The organism is Gemmatimonadaceae bacterium, from assembly GCA_036003045.1.
Lineage (GTDB): Bacteria > Gemmatimonadota > Gemmatimonadetes > Gemmatimonadales > Gemmatimonadaceae > JAQBQB01.
The window spans coordinates 90473-110968 of the sequence record DASYSS010000017.1 but is presented as its reverse complement, the minus strand read 5'-3'; the positions used below and the strand labels follow the sequence as shown (position 1 = coordinate 110968).

Sequence of the window (20496 nt, the reverse complement as noted above, 5' to 3'; positions counted from 1 at the left end):
ACGTTCGTCCTGTCCGGGGTTTCGCTGCCCGACCTCGCCGACGGAATGTCGCTGCGCACGCGCTCGAGGGCGCTCGATCGCATCACCAAGCGCGAGCCGCGACTCGACAGCACCATGCGGCGTTCCGGCACTGGTCGCGGCGTAGCCATCTACGTCTTCGACGGCGGCGTCAGTGACCAGCATGCCGAGCTGGCGGGACGCGTCCGAGTTGGCTTCGATGCATTTCCCAGCAACCCGCGCATTTGCAACGCGCACGGAACGGCGGTCGCCGGCGCAGCGGCGGGTGCGACGCTCGGCGTCGCGTCCGAGGCGCAGATCGTCGACGTCAAGATCATCAACTGCGATCACATGCGCGGTTCGGTCGGCGCCATCGTCGACGCCGCGCGTTGGACCGTACAGGACCATCGCCGCCATCCCGGGCAACCGGCCATCGCGAACTGGTCGTTCGCGGTCGACACGACGCGCAACGTGCCCGAGGTGGACAGCGCGCTCGTGATGTTGCGCGATGCGGGCATCCTCGTCGTCGTCGCCGCTGGAAACTTCGACATCGATGCGTGCCACGTGTCGCCGGCGAACGCACCGCGCGCGTTGGTCGTGGGCGCGAGCGCGCTCGTCCCGTCGAAGGACGCGGATCACCACTGGCAGGACGTTCGCGCGAGGGGCACCGCGTGGGGTCCGTGCGTCGATCTCTACGCACCGGGCGATTCTGTTCTCCTTCCCGGCTTCGATCGTGAGGGCCCCACGACCACGCCTTGGAACGGAACGTCGATGGCTGCGGGGTATGTGAGCGGCGCGGCGAGCTTGATCTTCGAGCGCTATCCGGACGCGTCGCCCGACGAAGTCATCATGCAATTGCTGCAAGAGGCGACGCCGTCGGTCGTCGACGAGCGCCTGGCTAGCTCCGCGGGCGGGCTCGCTACCGCGCGTTCACCGCTTGTGTACGTCGGCTCCGCGGTTCGCACCGTAGCCGCCGCTCCGCACGTACGGTACTAAGCCCCCCGCCGAAAGTACGGCGGCCATGAGCGGCGCCAATGGCGTGGCGGCTAGCGTTTCGTTCCGGCCGGCGATCGTCACGGTGGCACGCCCGTCGTCGAACGAGACACGCAGCAAGTCGCCTTCGCGAATGGTGCTCGTGTCGCACTCGATCGGAAGAAGCGCGTTGTTCACCGCGTTGCGATAGAAGGTCCGCGCGAAGCTCTTGGCCAACACGGCCTTGATGCCGGCGGCGAGGATGACGGTGGCCGCGATCTCCATCGCCGACCCGCATCCAAAGTTCGCGCCGCCGACGATGAGGTCGCCCGGTTGGACGGACGCCGCGAAGCTCGGATCGACCGCCTCGAGCAAGTAGCGCTTCAAGACGCTCTCGTCGAGCGTGTCGCGCTTGCGTGTCGACGCGATGATGTAGTCGGTGTTGACGTCGTCGCCGAAGACCCGGGCGCGTCCGTCGAAAGCAATTCGCGTCACGCGACCTCCCGCGGGTCCGTGATGCGTCCGGTCGCGGCCGACGCTGCGCACGTGGCCGGCGACGCGAGATAGATCGACGCCGTCGCGTTGCCCATGCGCGCCTTGAAGTTTCGATTCGCCGTCGAGAGGACGTTCATTCCGTCGCCGGGGATCGCGCCGCTCGTTCCGCAACACGCGCCGCAGCCCGGCGTGGTGACGATGGCGCCCATCGCCGTGAGCTTGGCGAGCGTGCCGTCGTCGACCAGCGTGAGCAGCACCTCACGCGACGCCGGCGTCACGACCAGCTGCACGCCCGGGGCGACGCGGCCGCCGGCGCGCTCGAGCACGTGAACCGCCTCGTGAAAATCGGAGACGCGGCCGCCCGTGCACGTACCGAGAAAGACCATGTGCACCGGCGTGCCGGCCGCGTCGGCGACGCTCACGACGTCGGTCGGGTCGTGCGGAACGGAGACGCGAGGCGACAGGGTCGCGAGGTCGAGCCGCAGCCGGCGCGCGTAGGTCGCGTCGGGATCCGGGTGGACGGGTGGATGGGTGGACGGGTGGACAGCACGAGATCGGAGAGCGGCCCGCTCTGCGGCGGTGCCTCCGTCAACCAGTTCACCCGTCCACCCGTCCACCCTCTCAATCAGGTACGCGGTCGTCACGTCGTCGACGCTCCAGATCGCCGCTTTCGCGCCGCCCTCCACGGACAGGTTCGACAACACCATGCGCTCGTCGAGCGAGAACGCTCGGGTGCTCTCTCCGTGGAACTCCACCGACCGATAGTTCGCGCCCTCGGAGGTCAGCGTTGCGATCAGCGCCAGACCGACGTCCTTGGCCGCGAGCCCGGGCGGACGCGAGCCCGCGAGCTCGACGCGGATCGTCTCGGGCACGCGAAGCCACGTTCGCCCGGTGATCAACGCCGCCGCGATGTCCGAGGAGCCGAGTCCCGTGGCAAACGCGTTGAGCGCGCCACACGTGACGGTGTGGCTGTCGGCGCCGATGACCAAATCGCCCGGCAACACGCGCCCGCGCTCAGGCGCGACCTGGTGGCTGATGCCTTCGCCGACCTCGAACACGGTAACGCCGTGCCGGCGCGCGAACGCGCGCACCTGATCGTGAAACGCGGCGGTCTTCGGCGTCGAGGGCGGAGAATAGTGGTCGAGTGAAAACACGACTCGGCTCGCGTCGAACACGCGTTCGCCGCCCATCTTCTCGAAGTACCCGATGGTCATCGGCGTGGATGCATCGGTGCCGATGACGAGATCCACGTCGCAGACGACAACGTCACCGGCCCGCGCGTCGCTGCCGGACTTGGCCGACAGAATCCTCTCGCTGATCGTCTTGCCGCGCGAAGACATCATTCGATGGTCATCGACGCGGGTGACGGCTCGATCGCCGGACTCGGCGCGAACGCGCCACTCGTGGCCGCGACCCGCTCGGTCTTCGCGACCCACGCGGCGCCGACGAGATTGCTCATGGTGTTCACCGCCGAGCGGCACATGTCGAGCGGACGGTCGATCGCGGCAACGAGCGCCATGCCGGCCGCCGCCCGCGGGCCGAGCCCGATCGCGTTCAGCACGATGAGTGTCGTGACCAGCGAGCTGCCCGGAACGCCGGCGCCTGCGAACGCGGCGATCGTCGCCATCAGGACGATCGTGACCATCGCGCCCGCGGTGAGCGGCAGACCGTAGAGATGGGCGATGAACACGGCGGTGACGGCCTTGTATGCGGCTGACCCGTTCTTGTTGAGCGACGCACCCGCCGGTAACACGAAGCTCGTGATGTCGCTCGGCACATTCAGCCGATCCGTCGCCGCGGCCATGCTGACGGGGAGCGTCGCGTTGGACGACGCCGTTGAGAACGCGAGAAAGAGCGCGTCGGACGTCGCTCGGAAGAACTCGCGGAGAGGCCGGCGCGCGCCGAGCCGCAAGATCGGAATGAGCGTAACGACCACGTGCACGAACAGCGCGACCACCACGACGACGCCGAACGTGAGCAGTTGGTCGAGCAACCCGACGCCCGATCGCGCGACGGCGGCGGCGATGAGCGCGAAAACGCCGTACGGCGCGAGCTGCATGAGCCAGCCGACGACGACCATCGCCATCTCGTTTACGCCCTGAAAGAATCGCACGACCGGTTCGCGCCGGTGGGCTTCGACGACCGTCGCCGCGGCGCCGAAAAAACACACCGCGACGATCAACGGCAGGAGATCGGCCCCGCCTTGCGCGGCCGCGGCGAACGGATTCTGCGGCACGAGGTTGATCAGCGTCTGCACGACTCCCGGCACGGCGGGCGTCGCTGCCGCACCGGTCGCGTGCGCAGCGTCTGCCGTCGGAATCGTAAATCCGGCCCCCCCGCCGACGTTCGCCGTGCTCGCGACGAGAAGCCCGATCAGCGCGGCGACGAGCGTCGTCCCGAAAAAGAAGAACAGCGTCTTCGCGCCCACACGCCCGAGCGATCGGATATCGCCGAGCGACGCCACGCCGACGAACACGCTGGCGACGACGAGCGGCACGACGACCATCGTGATGAGGCGGATGAACACCGTGCCGACGGGCTCGAGAGCCGACACCGCGGTCGCGAAGGCGCTCATCCCTGGCGCGCGCGCGACGAGGCCGACGACGACGCCGGCGCCGAATCCCAACAGGATCTTCCGCTCGAGTCTCACGAGGCGACGGCTCGCTCAGGTCTGGATGCGTTGGCCGGCGCGCTCACACGCGCCTCATCGAGCGAGTGTCGCAACGCGTCCAAGGTGCGCTCGACATCCGTCATTCGGATGTCGCCCATATGGCCAACGCGAAAGCCGATCGACTCGAACGGTCCGAGGCCGCCGGCGGTGAGAATTCCGCGCGCCTTGATTCGTTCGCGCAACGCGCGCGGCTCGATGCCAGCGGGAAGCGCGATCGCCGTCATCGTCGCCGAGAGACGAGGCAGCTCGGGACACTGGAGCGAAAGTCCGAGCGCGTCGACACCTTCGCGAACGCGCCGGGCGAGCGCCCCGTGGCGCGCGTAGACGGCATCGAGGCCTTCTTCGTGGATCATGCGCAGCGCCTCGGCGACTTGCAGCACGATCGCGACAGGCGGCGTACCGGGCGTCTCCGGCTTCGCTTTGCCGACCGATCGCTTCACGGCGCCAAAGTCCCAGTAGCTCCGCGGCAACTTCGACGATTCATGCGCGGACCATGCGCGCTCGCTGAGCACGGCCCAAGAAAGCCCGGGCGCCGACATCAAGCATTTCTGCGTCGCGGTGACGGCGACGTCCACTCCCCAGTCATCGAACGCGAACGGCATCCCGCCGATGGCCGAGACGCCATCGACCAGCACGAGCTTGCCCCGCGACCGTGCAATGCGCGCGACAGACTCGACGTCGTTGGCGACTCCGGTCGACGAATCGCCAAACGCGAGCGTGATCGCGCGGGCTCGTGGATACTGGTCGAGCGCTCCCTCGAGCTCGCGCGGATCAACGCCCAGCTCCCATCGCGTGGCGACGCGATGGGCGACCACGCCATACGTCTCGGCAAGACGCGCCCACATCTCGCCGAACTTGCCGTTGCAGCACGCGACGATTTCGTCGCCGGGCGAAAACAAATTGCAGATCGCCGCCTCGAGCGCGCCGCGACCCGTCGTGTGGATCGGGAGCGGCGTCTCCATTGTCCCGAAGACGGGCCGTAGCAACTCGAGGGCGACCGCCAGCTCGCGGGAGAACTCCGGCGTGCGATGGTGGATCATCGGACGCGCGCCCGCGTGAAGCACGCGCTCGGGCACGCGCGTTGGGCCTGGAGTCATGAGCAGCAACGGCTCCTCGACATCAAAATGCTGCATCACTCGATCACGCCTTTCTTCCTGAGTGATTCGTCGATCTCGGCGCGGTACAGCATGCCGCGTCCGATTTCGGCGATGCGCGCCGTTTCGCGCGCCATCAGCTCGCCGACCGCGGTGAGCACCGCTTCCGCGTCGTCGCGCGGGACCACGGCGACGCCGTCCTTGTCGCCGACCACGAGGTCGCCGGGCATGACGACGGTGTCGCCGCACGCGATCGGAAGGTTGATCTCGCCGGGGCCGTCCTTGTCGCACGCGCCGGGGCTCACCGATCGGCTGAATGCGGGAAGACCGAGCCGGCGAATTCCGTCGACGTCGCGAATCGCGCCGTCGACGACGATGCCGCCGATCTTCTTGGCGGCTGCCGTATGGCACATCAACTCACCGAACACGGCACTCGTCGTGTTGCCGCACGTCGCGACGACGATCACGTCCCCGGGTTCGGCGATCTGCAGCGCCTTGTGAACCATGAGGTTGTCGGCCGGGCGGCAGCGCACAGTGACAGCGCGCCCGCACACCGACAGTCCGGTGCGCGAGAGGATTCCTGGATCCATGAAGTTGAATCGTCCCATGGCGTCGGCGACGTTCGCCGCGGCGATTCCGCGAAACCGTTCGACGAGTGCGTCGGGGAGCCGAGCCGGCGCGGTGCCGATACGAAAACCCAACTTCGGACCGACTGACGAGGGCGATGGGGGAGGTGGGGGGGCCGGCATGCGCGACGCGGTTGTGTGGTCGGGGGAGCAGGGGGGGGGCGGGGGGGGTTCGGCACGGATCGATAGACGATGGCGAATCGCGCCAATCAATGGAAGGGAGCGGCCGTCAACCGCGCGGCTATCTCGTGAAACCAACAGGGCTTGCCGTCGGAGAAGCCGTCGTCTTAATCCGCGCCTAATTCGAACTTCAGACGATGCTCATCGTGCGTCGATGTGTTCCTCATCGAGGACTCACGACGGCCTCATCGCCTCACAATGAGGGTGCAATCGGGCGGTGGTAACGTGGCGCCGAGCGACACTTTGCCGCTCGGCGGTCACCCGATTGTGGAGGCTACCAGCATGTTCGGAACGCTCCTCGAATCTCGCGCAACGCGACGTCGCCGGCCGGGAGGTGCGGCGGTGAGCGTGGCGGTGCACTTGGCGATCATCGGTGCAATCACGGCCACGACGGTCCACGGAACAGCGGTGCCGAAGGAAAAATCGGCGGGCGTCATAATTCATTTCAAGAACACGCCTCCTCCGCCGCGGCCGACGACGCACACGACGACGGTTCGCGATCCGATGCCCGGACCGGTCGCCGTCGCCTCCATACCGATTCATCGTATCGACGCGCCAACCTTGATCCTCGACCACCTGCCGCCGATCGATTCGTCGTTCGGGCGCGGTATCGACAGCATCGTGATCGGGAGTGGCAGGTCGACCCCTGGGCTCGCGAGCACGGTCGGCGGCGAGGAACGGAACGAATCGCGAGAGTGGGTCGGCGCCGATCTTCAGACCAGAATCCTCGCGTCTGGAAAGCCGCGGTATCCGGAATCGCTGCGCCAAGCGGCAATCGACGGACATGTGCTCATCCGATTCACCGTTGACACGACCGGACGGGTCGAGATGAACAGTGTGACGGTGCTGGCGAGCTCACACGATCTGTTCACGCGCGCGGCTCGCGAGGCGCTTCCGGCGTTCCGCTTCAAGCCGGCCGAAGTGGGCGGACATCGCGTCCGCGCGCTCGCCGAGATGCCTTTCGAATTCCAGATCGCGAAATAGCGATCGACGCTGCCCCCCCCGCACGCTACATCTCGGCGAGCTTGCGAACCGTCGTGATGTTGCGCGCGGTCACGGGCTGGCCGAGGATCTTGTCCAGCGAGCCCTTGAACTGCGACTCCGTGCTGGTGCGGCGGCGGAGCCAATAGACCTCGCGGCCGCGCACGTGGAATTCCTCCGTGGGGCAGCGCAGCGTCATGAGTGTCTCGACCGCGGCGCGCGTCGGCTCCTTCTTCATGAACGCGATCCAAAGTGCGTGGGCTGATTTTACGGTCGCGGCCGGAAAGGCCGTGTGCGCGATCACAGCTTCCAAGTCGGAGCGCGAGCGAACATATGTCTCGCTCAGAAACCCGAGGCGTGTGTGAAGGTGCCGCTCGATCTTGGATTCCAGCTTGGCGGCTTCGGCCGTGGTGGCATCGAACGCGACGTTCCCGCTCGCGATGAGCGTCCCGACGTTACGAAAGCCGAGCTCGGCAAAGAGCTCGCGCAGATGATCCATCTTGACCGTGCGCCCGCCGACGTTGATGGCGCGGAGGAGCGCGATGTGTTTGGCGATGGAAGGCCTCACGTTTTCGTGAAGTCGCTGCGCTCACGGTCGAACTCGCCTGACACGCGAGCAGCAGAGAGATTGATTACTATCACCTTTCTCGCGCCGCGTCGAGTCCGCGAAGAGCGACCGCTCGGATCGGTGCCGCGTCGGCGAGAAGGTCGTGGAGTTTCGAGGTTGCGAGGACCCGAAATGCACCTGAGCACTGCGCGACCGGTCAGTTCGGGCGCAACATCGCGATCGGCCGCCGACCAGTATTCGCGGTCGACTCACGTCCTGCGCTATTGCCAGGATGACGACGTGCTGACGATCGCCGCCGCCGGATTCCTCGCCGACGGGATCGCCTCCGGCGAGCCGGCCCTGGTGTTTGCCACCCCGACGCGGCGCGAAGCGATGTGCGACCGACTCCGCGAGCGTGGGCTCGACGTGGATTACCTCGAGCGAGAGTCGCGCCTCACGCTGCTCGACGCGCGGGCGACACTCTCCACATTCATGGTCGGCGAGTTTCCGGACGCTCACAAATTCAGTCACTCGGTCGGCGCGGCCGTCGAACGGTTGTGCGCGGCGAACCATGGGAGTGCGGTTCGCGCCTTCGGCGAGATGGTCAGCCTGCTCTGGCAGGACGGCAACACCCAGGCAGCCGTTCGCCTCGAGGAGTTATGGGCGGGACTGACCGGCGAGCAGCCGCTGCTCGTGCTCTCGAGCGACGTCGGCGGCGAATTCCTGACCGTGACTGGATCCGCCGAGCGCGCCGGCCAATATCTCGACCAGATCCGCTCGGCTGACGACGCCGCGATTCCGCCCCTCGCCGACTCTGACGGCCCTCCGCCACGTTCGCCCGCCGAACGAGCTGCGGAGCTGGAGCGCGAGCTGGAAGAACGGAAGATGCTCGAGGGCCGCCTGCGCGATGCCCTCGTCGCTCGCAAGGTGATCGAGGAGCAACTGCAAAGGGCGAGCGTCGATCGCGAGCGTCTTTTGCGACTCGAGCGAGAGGCCCGCGCCGAGGCCGAGGCGGCAAATCGGGCGAAGGCCGAGTTCCTGTCGTTGATGAGCCACGAGTTGCGCACGCCGCTCAACGCGATCGGCGGACACGTACAGCTCATCGAGCTCGAGCTGCACGGGCCGGTCACGGAAGCGCAGCGCGACGCGTTGGCGCGCATCGCGCGCAGCCAGCACCACCTGCTCATGTTGGTGAACGACGTCCTCAACCTGGCTCGCCTCGAATCCGGTCAAATGGAGTTCGTCGGCGAAGAGATCGACCTGTCGGCGCTCGTGAAAGACGTGGTCGAGGGCTTCGAGCCCTTGATCCGGCGGGGAGAGCTCACTCACGAGCTGAGACTTCCGCCATCGGACGCGCCCCCGTTGATCGCCGCGGCGGACGGCGAAAAGCTGCGTCAAATTCTAAGGAACCTGTTGACGAACGCCGTCAAGTTCACGCGAGCCGGCGGTCGGCTCACGATCGGTGTGTCCGAATCGCCGGCGAACCGCGACGCGCTCGCGGTTACCGTCCGCGACACCGGACTCGGCATTGCGGCGGTTCGGCTTCGCCGCGTGTTCGAGCCGTTTAGTCAGGAGCCCGAAGGAACGGTGCGACACCTGGATGGCACTGGGCTGAGCCTCGCGATCAGCCGCGATCTCGCTCGCGGCATGGGGGGCGAGCTCACCGCCGAAAGCATTCCGGGGGAGGGCTCGACGTTCACCCTCGAGTTGCCGCGCGCGGCGCCGGACGCGCGCATCGACCGGTCGGACGACGCCCATTCGCAAAGCCTGCCACAGGCGGGCGCGGCTCAGCCGGCGGCCAGCTCGTAGTCGAATTCGTATGAGTGTTTACCATCGGCGATGACGATGGTAAACGTACCGCTCAGGCCGGCAAGACCGCCCGTGCCCGACTGAGGGACGACGTGGATCGAGAGTTGATTGGTGCCGCGGTGCATCGTCGCCGTGTGCTGAAGGACGAACGTGCCGTCACGTCCGCCTAACGCGCCGGTCACGCATTCCATCGCGACGTAGCCCGCCGAACCCTTCGCGGGAGAGCCGGCGCTGAGCATCTCTCCCTTGCTCGTACCGGTGAGGTCGCCGTCGAATCGCTTGTCGATCGAAAAGCGACCGACGGCGTCTCCCGCGATACCGCTTGGCTGTGGCGCCAGCTTCACATCGAACGTTCCGGCGGCGCGAGGCACACTACTCTCCCGGGTGATACACGCGTTCGGTGTGGCCTTTTAGCTGCGACGGATAGAAGTACACCTCGCGCAGGTTGCCGCTCGCGTAGCGCGTCGCCTCGTCGTTGAAATGCTTCGACTTGGGGTCGCCGCTCTCACCGCCGGCGGTCACCGCGCGCGCGCGAACGCTGTCGCCGAATTCGACGACCGCGACGAAGCTATTGCCACTAGTGCCATACCACTTCTTGGTGTTGGGGTAGGCGCGCGCGCCGAACGACGCGAGCGTTCCCCAACGCGCCGACGCAAACGGCACCGGGATACTCGGCCCTGTGTCGTCAAACTTCGAGTTGATGTCGTCGTTGATGCGTTGGAAGCGGTTGATGTCGCCCCAGGGCGTGTTCCACTTGCCGAAGTCGGCCGTGAGCTTGTCGCTCGCCGCAGCCAGCGATTGCAACAGCGTCGCTGCCGGCGCGGCCACGACGAGGTCTTCAGCACTACCACCGCCGCCACCCCGGCGGCCGGTGCTCACTCGACGCGTCACGTCCTCGCCCCAGAACACGGCGAGCGACGTCGCGACCGAGTTCGCGCCCCAGCGATAGTCCCACGGACGCAGCACGGCGATTTGGTCGGCCACCTTGGCCTTGATCGGATCGGACGCCGGCGTCGCGTCGAACGCTTTGATGAGCGGCGGAATCATCTTTTCGAACGACGGCATGTAGCTATCGAACGCCACCGTCGTGAGCAGGTTGTCCATCGTGAAGTCCTTCCGACCCGAGAGCACCTTGAGCGCGTGGTATCCGCGCGGCTGCTCGGCGCGCCCCGTTTCGACGTACGCGGGAAAGTCGGATTGTTTCGGGCTCGATGGCCCCGCCGCCGACCACGGCCAGTTGTTGCTGTTGTAGATCCAGCCGCTGGCCGGGTTGAACAGGTGCGGCGTCTCGTCGACGGAGAGCAGACCCTTGTAGTCGGTGGCCGGGTCGCTGCCGTCGACCGGACGCGTCCAGTCGAACTTCGGGTCGCGCTTGGGGATGTAGTTGCCGTGGAAGTACGCGATGTCGCCCGCCGCGTCGGCGAAGATCGTGTTGTTCGATGAATTCGTGTGGAGCTCGAACGACTGGCGATAGGATTTGAAATCGGTCGCCTTCGTGCGCGTGTACGACTGCGTGAGCGCTTGCACGGGCTCGTTCATCAGCGCGACGGCTACCCACTTTCCGTTCAGCTCGCGGACGACTGGGCCGTGCTGCGTGTAGTAGACCGTGAAATCCTTCGTCGCCATGCCGGACTCGGTTCGGTACGGCACCGAGATTTTGGCCGAGACGACGGGTAGCTCCTTGTCGCCGTGCTTGTAGACGTAGCCGTTGCCCTGCTTGGTGACCGTCTCGAGGAATTCGTCCTCGGCGTCGACGCCGCTCGACGTATGCATCCACCCGACGTGCTGGTTGAATCCTTGATAGACGAAGATCTGGCCCCACGTGACCGCGCCATACGCGTTGAGCCCTTCGTCGCTCGTCACCTGCACTTCGGAGCGGAAGAAGAACGACGTGTGAGGATTGATGAGCAGCAGCGCGTGGTGGTTCACGGTGTTCGCCGCCGCGATCGCGACCCCGTTCGAGCCGCTGGGCTCCTTGTACAGATCTTCTTCCTCGTCGGCACCCGACGTGCTCGCGGGCGCGTGGCCGCCGTAGAACGCCTCGAGCTGGTTGAGATTCACCTTCTCGATGTCGCCGCCGATGCTGCCTTCGGTGAACGAGAGCGCCATCCACGGCTCGAAGTGCTTGATGACCCGCGGCGTGACGTTGGGATGCGTCGCGAGGTAATAGTTCAAGCCGTCGGCGTACGCGTTCATGAGCTTCTTGAGCCAATCCGGACTCTTGGCGTAGAGCGCCTTGAGCGTATCGGGATTGATGAAGAGCTTCATGCGAAGGTCGCGGTAGATCTGCGATTCGCCTTCCGCCTCGGCGAGCCGGCCCATGGCGTTGATGTAGTTCGTCTCGACGCGATTGAAGTCGTCTTCGGCCTGCGCGTACTCGAGTCCGAAGATCGCGTCCGCGTCCGTCTTGCCGCGGATGTGCGCGATCCCCCAATCGTCACGGGTGATCGTCACGTTCTGCGCTTGGCGCTTCCATGCGGCCAGTTCGGCGGCAGTCGGCTGCTGGGCAACCGCGGAGCGGGGAGCAACGATCGCCGGAATGGCGGCGGCGGCGATCACGATGAATGCGCTCTTCTTTGCGGACTTCATGGCGGATCCTGACTCTATTATGGGTGCGTACGCGATCCATGTCGGCGCGCCAGCGTCGGGTGCTTCCAGTCGTGAGAAAAGGCTACGCACCGGGCGGGAGAATCGCCAGAACGCCTACGCGAACGCGGAGGCTCAGTCGGCGCCGTCCGACGGGGCGGGGGCGGGGGCAGGGGCCGGGGCGTGAGCGGGGGCGGCCGGCTCGTGAGGTTCGGGAGTAAAAGGCTGTGCGCTGGCGTGATCGTCGAACGATGCGTCGAGCGTCGCACGGCGGACGCGCCACGCTTCGCGCATCGCCCGTTCCGAGTCGACGTGCATGTAGCCGGGAGAGACCAACGCCTCCCTGCGCTCGACCGCGACGAGGACGACGCATGAGACGGGATACGCGGCCTTCTCTTCGGCGAACACGCGCCGCAACGCCTCGCGGAACACGTCGTCGTCGCGATGGAGAGTCGCCGTGCCGAAGAATCGGTAACCCCGCCGTGAGAGGTGCTCGACGACGTTCAGCTCGATCTTTGGGTTGTGCTCCAGATTCGCGCGAGTCTTGGGCGACGCGATGTCGAGGAAGAACAGATGCCCGTCGTCCCAGACGCGGATCGTGCCCTTGGGCGACAGGTTCGGTTGACCGTCCGGCGTGACCGTCGCCGCGAAAACGAGATGGGCCGATTCGACGACCGCGCGCACGTCCGCGTCGATGGGCGCCGGTTCACTTCGCGGCACGTTCTCGGACTTCCTCGGAGGTCAATCCGTAGATCGGCGGCGTCGGCACACCGCGGAGGCCGAGCATCATGTATATCTGGCCGCGATGATGCGCCTCGTGCTCCAGCATCGCGCGCAGCCATTTCCAGAGGGTGATCGTCGTTCCCGCCGGCGTCGCAACTCGTTCCTGATACGCGCCGGCGCTCAGTGACTCGAAGATCGTGCGCGATTCGCGATGCAAGCGCGCGTAGTACCCGAGCACGGCGTCGTATCCGTCGGCGACATCGCGCCCGTGGCCGGGGTAGCGGTTCGGACGCCCAGCCGCCGCCTCCGCGTACATGAAGCGCTCGATTCCGGCGAGATGGCGAATCATGTCGCCGAACGAGAAGCGTCCTTGACCGGGCGCCCACTCGAGATCGTCGCGCGGGACGCACGCGATGACACGCTCGGTGCGTTCGTGCATTCGCGCGTGGTAGTCGACGAAAACCTTCGGATCGCGGATTTCCATGACGCTGTCGCAATCTACTCACCGCAACTGCGGATCAGTCCCGCGGCACCTCAGCGAGCCCTTCCTATGGGAGCGACGTCGGACCGGGGCTACGGCGCCATCGTCCGTATCAGCATCGATAGCTCGTCGGCGACTTCTTCGACTGTGAGGGTCGTCGTGTCGATGATCGGCAAGCGAAGCGCGTCGGCCTGGCCTCGCAGATAGGCGGCCCAATTGTTCATCCGACCGCTCACCAACTCCGGTTGGCCGCGCGGTCCACACAATCGCTCGGCACGCGCTTCCGCGGAACAGTCGAGCAACGCAACGCGTACGTCGCCGGCGCATGACCTGGCCGCCTCGAACACCACGCTTGGCCGCGTCTGACCATCGAGCACCGCGACATGGACGTCGCCGGGCAGCGCATCGAGTCGCGCCATCCACCGCGCTGTAGCGTGCGCCTGCCATTTCTCGCCGCCGCCGAAGTCTCTCGTCATGACTTCCATGCTCGGCACGCCGATCGAGTCGAAGTAGAAACAGCAAACGCCAGGCAGAGCGCGCGCTTCAACGGCTCGCACCGCCGCGGTCTTACCGGCGCCGGACGCGCCGGTCACGACGAGAATCTGAGGCACGGGTGGTGACGCAAAAGAAAATCGGCCGAACGACGCCCTCGGATACGAACGCGCCGTCCCGCCGTGAGGCTGGGCGCTGGCCGCTACTTCCCGAGACGGAGCTTGAGACCGACCATCAGGAACGCGTCGTGCACGTTCCACTTGTCGTCGGCGCCCTTGCTGACGAAGTCCGTGAGCTCTCCGGCGACGCCGACTGATCCCACCATGACATCGGCGCCAAAGCCGCCGTGCAGCCCAAAGGCTTTCGTGTTGCCGCCGGTGAATACGCTGGCGCTCTCGTCGTAGCGATAGAACTTCTCGCCCGCGCCCGCGATCAGATACGGTTGGATGAGGATTCTCGGCAACGGACGAATCACGAGATCGGCCGTCGTCGCGAGCATGGATCCTTTGCCGAGCTCCTGGCTGCTCGCGTTCTTGATCGTCGTTCCCGACGCGTAGGCGAGCGTCCCGCGGAGCATCCCGAAATCGATGGCCGCGCCGAGCGACAGCGTGCCGTCGCGCGAGCGAACGAGGCTCTGGGCGCCACTCGAAACCTGATTCACGTCGCTTGCCGCGATGTAACCGCCGGCCATCGGCGTGATGGTCACCTGCGATGCGGCAATCGGCGCGACCGCGACGACGAGCGCGGCACCGGAAAGAAGAGTGCGTACGTGCATGCTGCCTCCTGCGTGATGCGTGAGACAACTCAGTCCGGTGTGATTCGGAACTGAGTTGCGTACCCGATACCCGTTGGATGGGTTCTCGGACGCATTGGCAACATGCGAATTGGGGGCCGGGCGGGAGTCGAACTGTGACGGGCGTCACGCGGTCGGCGGTTGATGAGCGGCGCATAACTCACGTTGAGTTGCGCCGCTTCGCTTCCGTTCTGAATCGCGTCACCGCTCTGGATGACGAATCGAATGGGATCGGTGGTCGTCGCCGCCTTCTTGATCGTCGCCAACACCCGTGTAACGGCCCATCGCCGCTTGTAGCACGATAGCTGCGTCCTTCTTCACGGCACGTGAGTGCTCGCGTCCCAGGCTCAGCAGCCGGGAGGTTTCAGATGACGGAAGTTCTTGTCGCTTTCGATACGACGATTACCGCCCCCGATGGCTCGCGGTGGACGCCGCGGGCATGCGGCGCTCGCGCGGTCGACGGTTTGTGGGAAGGGTGGATCGAGTTCGTTTCGGCCGACGGACCGTCGGCTACCGTGCGCACGCCCCGCGAGACGGAACAACCCAACCGCGCGGACCTTCTATACTGGGCGACCGGACTTACGCAGGCCTATCTGGAGGGGGCGCTGAACCGCGCGATCGCCACGGCCCGCTCGACGCAAACTCCCCACCGGCTCGATGCGACGCCGTAAGACGACGATCACATTTTTTTCAAGATCTCGATGGCGAGCGCCTTCTCTATCTGTTTCTCCTGCTCGGGCTTGAAACCAGCGACGCGGACCTGAAAGGCGGAGTTGCCCCTGCGAACGCTGAGGCCCGTCCCGAATCCCGGCGTCGTGATGTAAATGGCATCATCGCCCACGCCGCTCAGCGCTGTCTTTTCTATTCCATTCATCGGTTTCTTGGCCGCTTCGAACGATTTCGGCGTGCTCAACGTGACGGTGACCTTCTTCGCGTCGATGTGTGGTCCGCCGGGAGGCGCCCAGCCGCAGGTCGTGGGATTCGAGGCTACCATCGGCACGCCTGCTTCGACGGCTGTGCCCAGCGCCGCGATCACCTGCGCCTTCGTCAGCAACGCGCACGCATTGCCGCCTTGTGCGTGAGATACCGGGGCCACCGCGGAAAGGGAGAGTGCCGCGAGGGCCAAAGAAACAATCCCGTTCGTCCGATGCATGGGTTCTCCGAATATGGGCCGCGGGAATATCGGACTCCGTATTGTCCGGTCAAGCGACCTCGACGACAGCCTAGGGTGTCGTCTCGTCTCGGTAACGCTCGGGCGCGTAACGAGACGCGAGCAGTCCGCTCGCGAATTCGGTGTCGATCGATTGTACCAGCACGCCTTCTTCGCCGTACGGCAGGTATGCTTGCACGCTTCCCGTCGGATCGATGAGCGTCGTCGCCGATTCCTGACAGGGCACCGCGTAGTTGACGCTCGCGAAGTAGATGCCGTTTTCGATGCTGCGGCACATCATCGCTCTCTCATAGTACGGCGCGTCGGGCGAGCCCCACTCGGTCAGACGCGGCCCGCCGGCGTGCGTGCCGGTGAGTTGCGGATGGAAGACGATCTTCGCGCCGCGCGTCGCCGCCCAGCGTACGGTCTCCGGATAGCGCCATCCCTCGTGACAGATCGCGACCCCGAACTTCACGCCGCCCGCCTCGAACACTCGTCGTGTCGAGCCGGGAACGTAGAATTGATCTTCGGTCGGATCGAGCTGGTTCTTCGTTTGAATTCCCTGAAGCCCGCCGTCGGCGTCGATCACGAACGCCGCGATTTGGCGGCCCTCATCGACGATGCGCTCCATGCCGAGGATGACCGCGATGCCTTGGCTACGCGCCAGCTGCGATACCGCGGCGAGCGCGCGACCCTGAGCCGCCTCGTCATAGGGCGGGATGTCGAAATCCTGTCCGCGCAACCCGGGCAGGTACGCCTCGGGAAAACAGACGATCCGCGCGCCTCGTGCCGCCGCATCGGCCGTCAAACGCCGCACACGCTCCAGTCCGTCGGCGAGAGACGACGCGGGTCGCGGCGACGCCAGTCCTACGATCAACGCCGTCATTCCGCCTCGACGCCTACGGCGCGGCAGGTGGACGCGCGACCAGGGACTTTACCGTGCCGTTCGTCAGCGCCTTGAGCCACGTCTCCAAGTCGGCCAGCCGCTCCTTGGGAAAGACGCCTTCCGCGCCGACGATTCGCATCTGCATCCGCAGGACTCGGCTGTCTTGCGAGTACTGTGATTGAAAATCACCGAACTCGCTCTTGGCCGCGACGCCTTTCGGCAGCTCGACTTTCCATCCCTCGGGCAGGGTCAGGACCAACTCCGTGACCGCCGTCGCCCTGAACACGCTTCCCGCGTCGATCGGATAGCGGCGCGGTCCGGCGTCGGCGAGCGCACGCAGCACGCCCGATGCGCCGGCCGCGGGCGCGTAGAACGCGGCCGGCACCGTGAGCACGGACAGCGAACCGGCGTTCTTGAATCCGTCCGCGCCGTGCAGGTTCAAGCTGATCTTCGGTTCGGCGCGCGGATCGCGAGCGTCGAACAGGATCAGCGTGTCGACGGTGCTGCCGGGCAAAAACGACCCAAACAGCTTGCTCAATTGCGCGCGCTGCCCCGAGTCTGGCGCCTCGCGAAGTCCGGCGCGCAGGAATGAGCCCGCGGAGCCGCGGAACGTCAGTTCCAGGCGACCGCTCAACGATCCGTCCGCGCCGACGGTGCCCTCGAATCGCGTGATCGTTTCTCCGGGGCGGTCCTTCGGGAACGTGATCGGTTCGCTCTTTCCGTCCGGAAACACGACGAGCCCGAACCCGCCCTGATAGCTCGGGGGAACCGTACCCGCGGGGTACTCGTTCGTGGTGAGGTCGAGGTACTTGTATCCGCCGCCCTTGTTCGGAAGCGCCGCGATCGCGTGGTCGAACTCCCCGACCGATGGCATCGTGCTGTCGGCCGCGCCGCTGCTGTTCAGTAACACGGGATACGCGGTGAGTCCGACGTGCTTGGCCGCCGCGATGAAGAGCGTCGCCTTGTCCTTGCAGTCACCGAAGCCCGACGCGACGGTCGAATCGGGGAAGCGAGGCTGATAGCCGCCCAACCCGAGCGCCACCGACACGTAGCGAATGTCCCGCGCGATCCAAGTGTGCAGCGCCTGCAACGTGTCGTCGGCCGAGTGTTGCAAACGCGCGATCGAATCGACGATGGCGGTCGTGCGCGGCGAGAGCGTGTAGCGATCGGCGGCGAGTCCGCCGTACCAGCGTCCGATGTCTCCCCACTTGATCGGCGCCGCGACGCCGATGCTCATCCGCGGGATGACGGAATCCGGCGCGAAGATCTCGCCTTTGACCGGCGTGACCTGCTGTTTCGCCCAGACGTAGTAGTGGCGTCCGCCCGCCTGTTCTTCGACGCGCTTGACGTCGACATGTCGCTCCTCGAGGCGCGGCGTGACCGAGGCGGGGACGTCGAGAACGTAGCGTGAACGCATCGCCGGATACGCCATCGTCGTCGACCATGCGCTCGTGAAATCGCCGGCGAGGAACGGCTGCGTGGTCTCCTGCGTCCAGTCGATGTCGACGAGTGTCCCGACGGCGACGCCGGCCAGCGAGTAGCGCAGCACCTTGGTGTCCGAGTAGATCGGATTCGACATCGACGCCGGCACGTCCGACGCCTGGGAGATGCTCGGCTTGTCCGAAATGACTTCGCCGGACGCTCGCACGACGCGCATCGTGTTGACCGTGACCTTCGTGTGCCCCGGTTGATAACTGAATTGCCGCTCGGCCCACGCGTCGACGCCGTCGGTCTTCAGGATCTGAACGATCTGGTGATATCGCTCGACGGCGCGACCGTCGGTCTCGAAATGAACGATGCCGTCGTCGAGTAAGTAGACGAACGGATAGTCCTTGTACGCCGCCGAATCGACGGCGAGTCGATAGATGGAATCACTCTTGGCGGGCCTGACGTTTGAGCCCTGCGCCGCGACCGGACTCGCGACCATCCAGCCCGGCACGACGGCAGCGAGAATCCGCGCGTACCCAAAGGCGCGCCATCGGGAAAGCGTCACGGTGGTTGGCACGAAGAGGAGGGAGAAACTTTGTGGCCCGCGCAAATCGCCGGCGTCGGCGGAGCGGACGGGGGGGGCGCTCAAAACGAGCCTCATTTGAATGTGAGGATCCGTTCCGGCGACGCAAGGCACGATGTGTTTCCTTGACGCCGCCAGTGTCTCGGTCGGATAGTTGGAGGACTCGAACCCCGGGCAACTCGCCCGAAACATGCTGTCCTTCTTCTGGGGTGACCGGGCCTTCCGCGCGGCACGCGCCCGCACCGTGACCGTCGTGGCAATGCTCGCCGCCGGATCGCTGTACGCACAGGCTCCCGCCACCGACACGACGTTCCACTGCGACGGCAAAACGATCACCGGCATCGACGTGGAGTCTCAGCCGCCGGCGATCGTCGGCCGCGATCCGTCTGCCGTCCGCCGATTCATGCAACACGTGCTGTTCCAGTCGGGGACGACGCACGAAAGCCGAATCCGCGCGTTCCTTCTCGCGCACATCGACCAGCGCTGCTCGGACGAATTGCTTCCCGAGCTCGCCCGCGTCGTTCGCGCCGAGCCGTACATCGCGTCGGCGAAGGTGACCGCCGTGAGCGATGGAGCCGACGGCGTGCGGCTCAAGGTCGAGACGGTGGACGAAGTTCCGGTCATCATCGGCGGCGGCATCTCGAAGGGCGGGTTGTCGAACGTGAAGTACGGAAACTCGAACATCGGCGGCACGGGCTTGCTCGCGGCCGGCCAGTGGCGCGACGGCCGCGCGTATCGCGACGGCTTGTCGCTCTCGATGCGCCAATACGGTCTCGCCGGCCAGCCGGTCGTCGCCGAGCTGGACGCGCATCGCGAGCCGCTCGGCGGCAGCTTTTCCGCCGACGTCTCCCGGCCGTTCTACAGCGATCTCGAACACATCGCCTGGTACATGGGCGGCACACACGAAAATGCGTATCGCCCGTTCGTCCGGCCGTCGGAAGACGGTTTGATCGTCCCCGTGGCGCGCGACGTGTGGTCGACGGGAGTCGTCGCGCGTTTTTCGTGGAAATCGGCCGGGTTTCTGGTGGGCCCGGTCGTGACCTATGAGCACGCACGTCCGGGTAGCGAAGGATTCGTGGCATCGGACAGCGGACTGCTGCTCGGCGACTCGACGGCGTTCAAGAATCGTTATACGACCTATCGCACGTTTCGCGGCGGCATCGCGGCGGGCGTCCGCTGGCTGGACTACATGCGCGTGAGCGGATTCGACGCTCTGCTCGGCGAACAGGACGTGGCGCGGGGGATTCAGGTGGCGGGCACGGTCGAGCGGGGATTCGGGCTTGCCCAGGCGACGGACCAATCGTCGCTCGTCTCTTTGAATCTCTATTCCGGCATCGGAACGCCGAGGTCATTTCTGGGCGTCGCGCTGCGAGGGGAAGAGTTGCCCGCCGGGGGCGGCGATTCGTGGAGCGCCGGCGTCTTGAGCGGGCGTTCGGCGTGGTACTTCAAACCGACGCCCGGCGCGACGTTCACGGCGAGCGCGGAGTTCTCGGGCGGTTGGCGCGAGCGGCTGCCGCTGCAACTCTCGCTGGGCGATCCGATGGCGGGTCTGCGCGGCTACAACGGCGCGGCGATCGCCGGCGGCCGTCGCATGGTCGTGCGCCTCGAGGAACGACAGAACCGGTTCGCGACCGGCAAATACTCGCAGTGGGGCACCGCGATCTTCACCGACATCGGAAAGACGTGGGCCGGCGACGTGCCGTTCGGACAGACGACGGTCGCGCGGGCGAGCGTGGGGGTGAGCCTTCTCGCCGCGGTGCCGCCGACATCGCGCCGGATGTTGCGCGCCGATGTCGCCGTGCCGGTGACCGGCGACGCGCCCAAGAAAGTGGTATTTCGCGTCTACGCGTCGGACATGACACGCCTCTTCTGGCGCGATCCGAGCGACCTGGCGCCGGTCCGGGCGGGAGCGCCGACGACGTCGATATTCGGCTGGCCGTAACGGCGAAACTGCTGACTTCTTGGTTCGATTGGCCGGGGGAATCGCGGCGGTTGGCGTGAG

Annotated in this window: 20 protein-coding genes; 5 read left to right on the top strand and 15 right to left on the bottom strand. The window is 66.2% G+C overall.

The window, feature by feature from the left end:
• The first annotated feature begins 45 nt into the window (after positions 1-45).
• Positions 46-993: a S8 family serine peptidase gene (locus VGQ44_02610; GenBank protein HEV8445677.1), complete on the top strand. Its 948-nt coding sequence runs from the start codon at positions 46-48 to the stop codon at positions 991-993.
• Here VGQ44_02610 and VGQ44_02605 read toward each other — a convergent pair.
• Genes VGQ44_02605 through VGQ44_02585 form a run of 5 tightly spaced genes read right to left on the bottom strand, consistent with a single transcriptional unit; the run spans position 928 to position 5930 of the window.
• Positions 928-1464, bottom strand: coding sequence for a 3-isopropylmalate dehydratase (locus VGQ44_02605; GenBank protein ID HEV8445676.1), 537 nt, complete (start codon positions 1462-1464; stop codon positions 928-930). The two genes, VGQ44_02610 and VGQ44_02605, sit on opposite strands and share 66 nt — an antisense overlap.
• A complete protein-coding gene (locus tag VGQ44_02600) occupies positions 1461-2807 on the bottom strand; it encodes an aconitase/3-isopropylmalate dehydratase large subunit family protein (GenBank protein ID HEV8445675.1) in 1347 nt (448 codons plus the stop codon). Before VGQ44_02600 ends, VGQ44_02605 begins: the two co-directional genes overlap by 4 nt.
• Complete coding sequence (locus tag VGQ44_02595) at positions 2804-4114, bottom strand: dicarboxylate/amino acid:cation symporter (protein HEV8445674.1); 1311 nt, start codon at positions 4112-4114, stop codon at positions 2804-2806. Before VGQ44_02595 ends, VGQ44_02600 begins: the two co-directional genes overlap by 4 nt.
• On the bottom strand, positions 4111-5268 hold the full coding sequence (locus VGQ44_02590) for an alanine--glyoxylate aminotransferase family protein (GenBank protein ID HEV8445673.1): 1158 nt from the start codon (positions 5266-5268) through the stop codon (positions 4111-4113). The genes VGQ44_02595 and VGQ44_02590 overlap by 4 nt, the downstream gene beginning before the upstream one ends.
• Positions 5268-5930 (bottom strand): hypothetical protein, encoded by a 663-nt coding sequence (locus VGQ44_02585; GenBank protein HEV8445672.1) that lies wholly within the window; start codon positions 5928-5930, stop codon positions 5268-5270. The genes VGQ44_02590 and VGQ44_02585 overlap by 1 nt, the downstream gene beginning before the upstream one ends.
• Positions 5931-6317: 387 nt before the next feature.
• Here VGQ44_02585 and VGQ44_02580 point away from each other — a divergent pair, with 387 nt between their 5' ends.
• Entirely contained in the window at positions 6318-7019 is a 702-nt protein-coding gene (locus VGQ44_02580) for an energy transducer TonB (GenBank protein ID HEV8445671.1), read from the top strand.
• A gap of 25 nt (positions 7020-7044) precedes the next feature.
• Here the strand turns inward: VGQ44_02580 and VGQ44_02575 are convergent, their stop codons facing one another.
• A complete protein-coding gene (locus VGQ44_02575; protein ID HEV8445670.1) occupies positions 7045-7584 on the bottom strand; it encodes a DUF1697 domain-containing protein in 540 nt (179 codons plus the stop codon).
• A gap of 171 nt (positions 7585-7755) precedes the next feature.
• Here VGQ44_02575 and VGQ44_02570 point away from each other — a divergent pair, with 171 nt between their 5' ends.
• Entirely contained in the window at positions 7756-9372 is a 1617-nt protein-coding gene (locus tag VGQ44_02570; protein HEV8445669.1) for an ATP-binding protein, read from the top strand.
• Here VGQ44_02570 and VGQ44_02565 read toward each other — a convergent pair.
• The 6 genes from VGQ44_02565 to VGQ44_02540 form a co-directional block, all read right to left on the bottom strand.
• Complete coding sequence (locus VGQ44_02565; GenBank protein ID HEV8445668.1) at positions 9351-9743, bottom strand: DUF3224 domain-containing protein; 393 nt, start codon at positions 9741-9743, stop codon at positions 9351-9353. The two genes, VGQ44_02570 and VGQ44_02565, sit on opposite strands and share 22 nt — an antisense overlap.
• A gap of 1 nt (position 9744) precedes the next feature.
• Positions 9745-11961, bottom strand: coding sequence for a penicillin acylase family protein (locus tag VGQ44_02560; protein HEV8445667.1), 2217 nt, complete (start codon positions 11959-11961; stop codon positions 9745-9747).
• Between the two features lie 132 nt (positions 11962-12093).
• Entirely contained in the window at positions 12094-12678 is a 585-nt protein-coding gene (locus VGQ44_02555) for a pyridoxamine 5'-phosphate oxidase family protein (GenBank protein HEV8445666.1), read from the bottom strand.
• Entirely contained in the window at positions 12665-13165 is a 501-nt protein-coding gene (locus tag VGQ44_02550) for a DinB family protein (GenBank protein ID HEV8445665.1), read from the bottom strand. The genes VGQ44_02555 and VGQ44_02550 overlap by 14 nt, the downstream gene beginning before the upstream one ends.
• An 89-nt stretch (positions 13166-13254) precedes the next feature.
• Positions 13255-13773, bottom strand: coding sequence for a hypothetical protein (locus VGQ44_02545; GenBank protein ID HEV8445664.1), 519 nt, complete (start codon positions 13771-13773; stop codon positions 13255-13257).
• Positions 13774-13856: 83 nt separating this feature from the next.
• Positions 13857-14429: a hypothetical protein gene (locus tag VGQ44_02540; GenBank protein HEV8445663.1), complete on the bottom strand. Its 573-nt coding sequence runs from the start codon at positions 14427-14429 to the stop codon at positions 13857-13859.
• Positions 14430-14815: 386 nt separating this feature from the next.
• Between VGQ44_02540 and VGQ44_02535 the strand changes: the two genes are divergently transcribed.
• Positions 14816-15118: a hypothetical protein gene (locus tag VGQ44_02535; GenBank protein HEV8445662.1), complete on the top strand. Its 303-nt coding sequence runs from the start codon at positions 14816-14818 to the stop codon at positions 15116-15118.
• A gap of 8 nt (positions 15119-15126) precedes the next feature.
• Here VGQ44_02535 and VGQ44_02530 read toward each other — a convergent pair whose 3' ends face one another.
• The 3 genes from VGQ44_02530 to VGQ44_02520 all read right to left on the bottom strand — a co-directional run bounded on the left by VGQ44_02530 (position 15127) and on the right by VGQ44_02520 (position 18476).
• Positions 15127-15600, bottom strand: coding sequence for a hypothetical protein (locus VGQ44_02530; protein HEV8445661.1), 474 nt, complete (start codon positions 15598-15600; stop codon positions 15127-15129).
• A 70-nt stretch (positions 15601-15670) separates the two neighbouring features.
• Entirely contained in the window at positions 15671-16483 is an 813-nt protein-coding gene (locus VGQ44_02525; GenBank protein HEV8445660.1) for a carbon-nitrogen hydrolase family protein, read from the bottom strand.
• Between the two features lie 13 nt (positions 16484-16496).
• Positions 16497-18476: a DUF3857 and transglutaminase domain-containing protein gene (locus VGQ44_02520; protein ID HEV8445659.1), complete on the bottom strand. Its 1980-nt coding sequence runs from the start codon at positions 18474-18476 to the stop codon at positions 16497-16499.
• Positions 18477-18684: 208 nt separating this feature from the next.
• Between VGQ44_02520 and VGQ44_02515 the strand changes: the two genes are divergently transcribed.
• Positions 18685-20436: a hypothetical protein gene (locus VGQ44_02515; GenBank protein HEV8445658.1), complete on the top strand. Its 1752-nt coding sequence runs from the start codon at positions 18685-18687 to the stop codon at positions 20434-20436.
• The last annotated feature ends 60 nt before the right edge of the window (positions 20437-20496 follow it).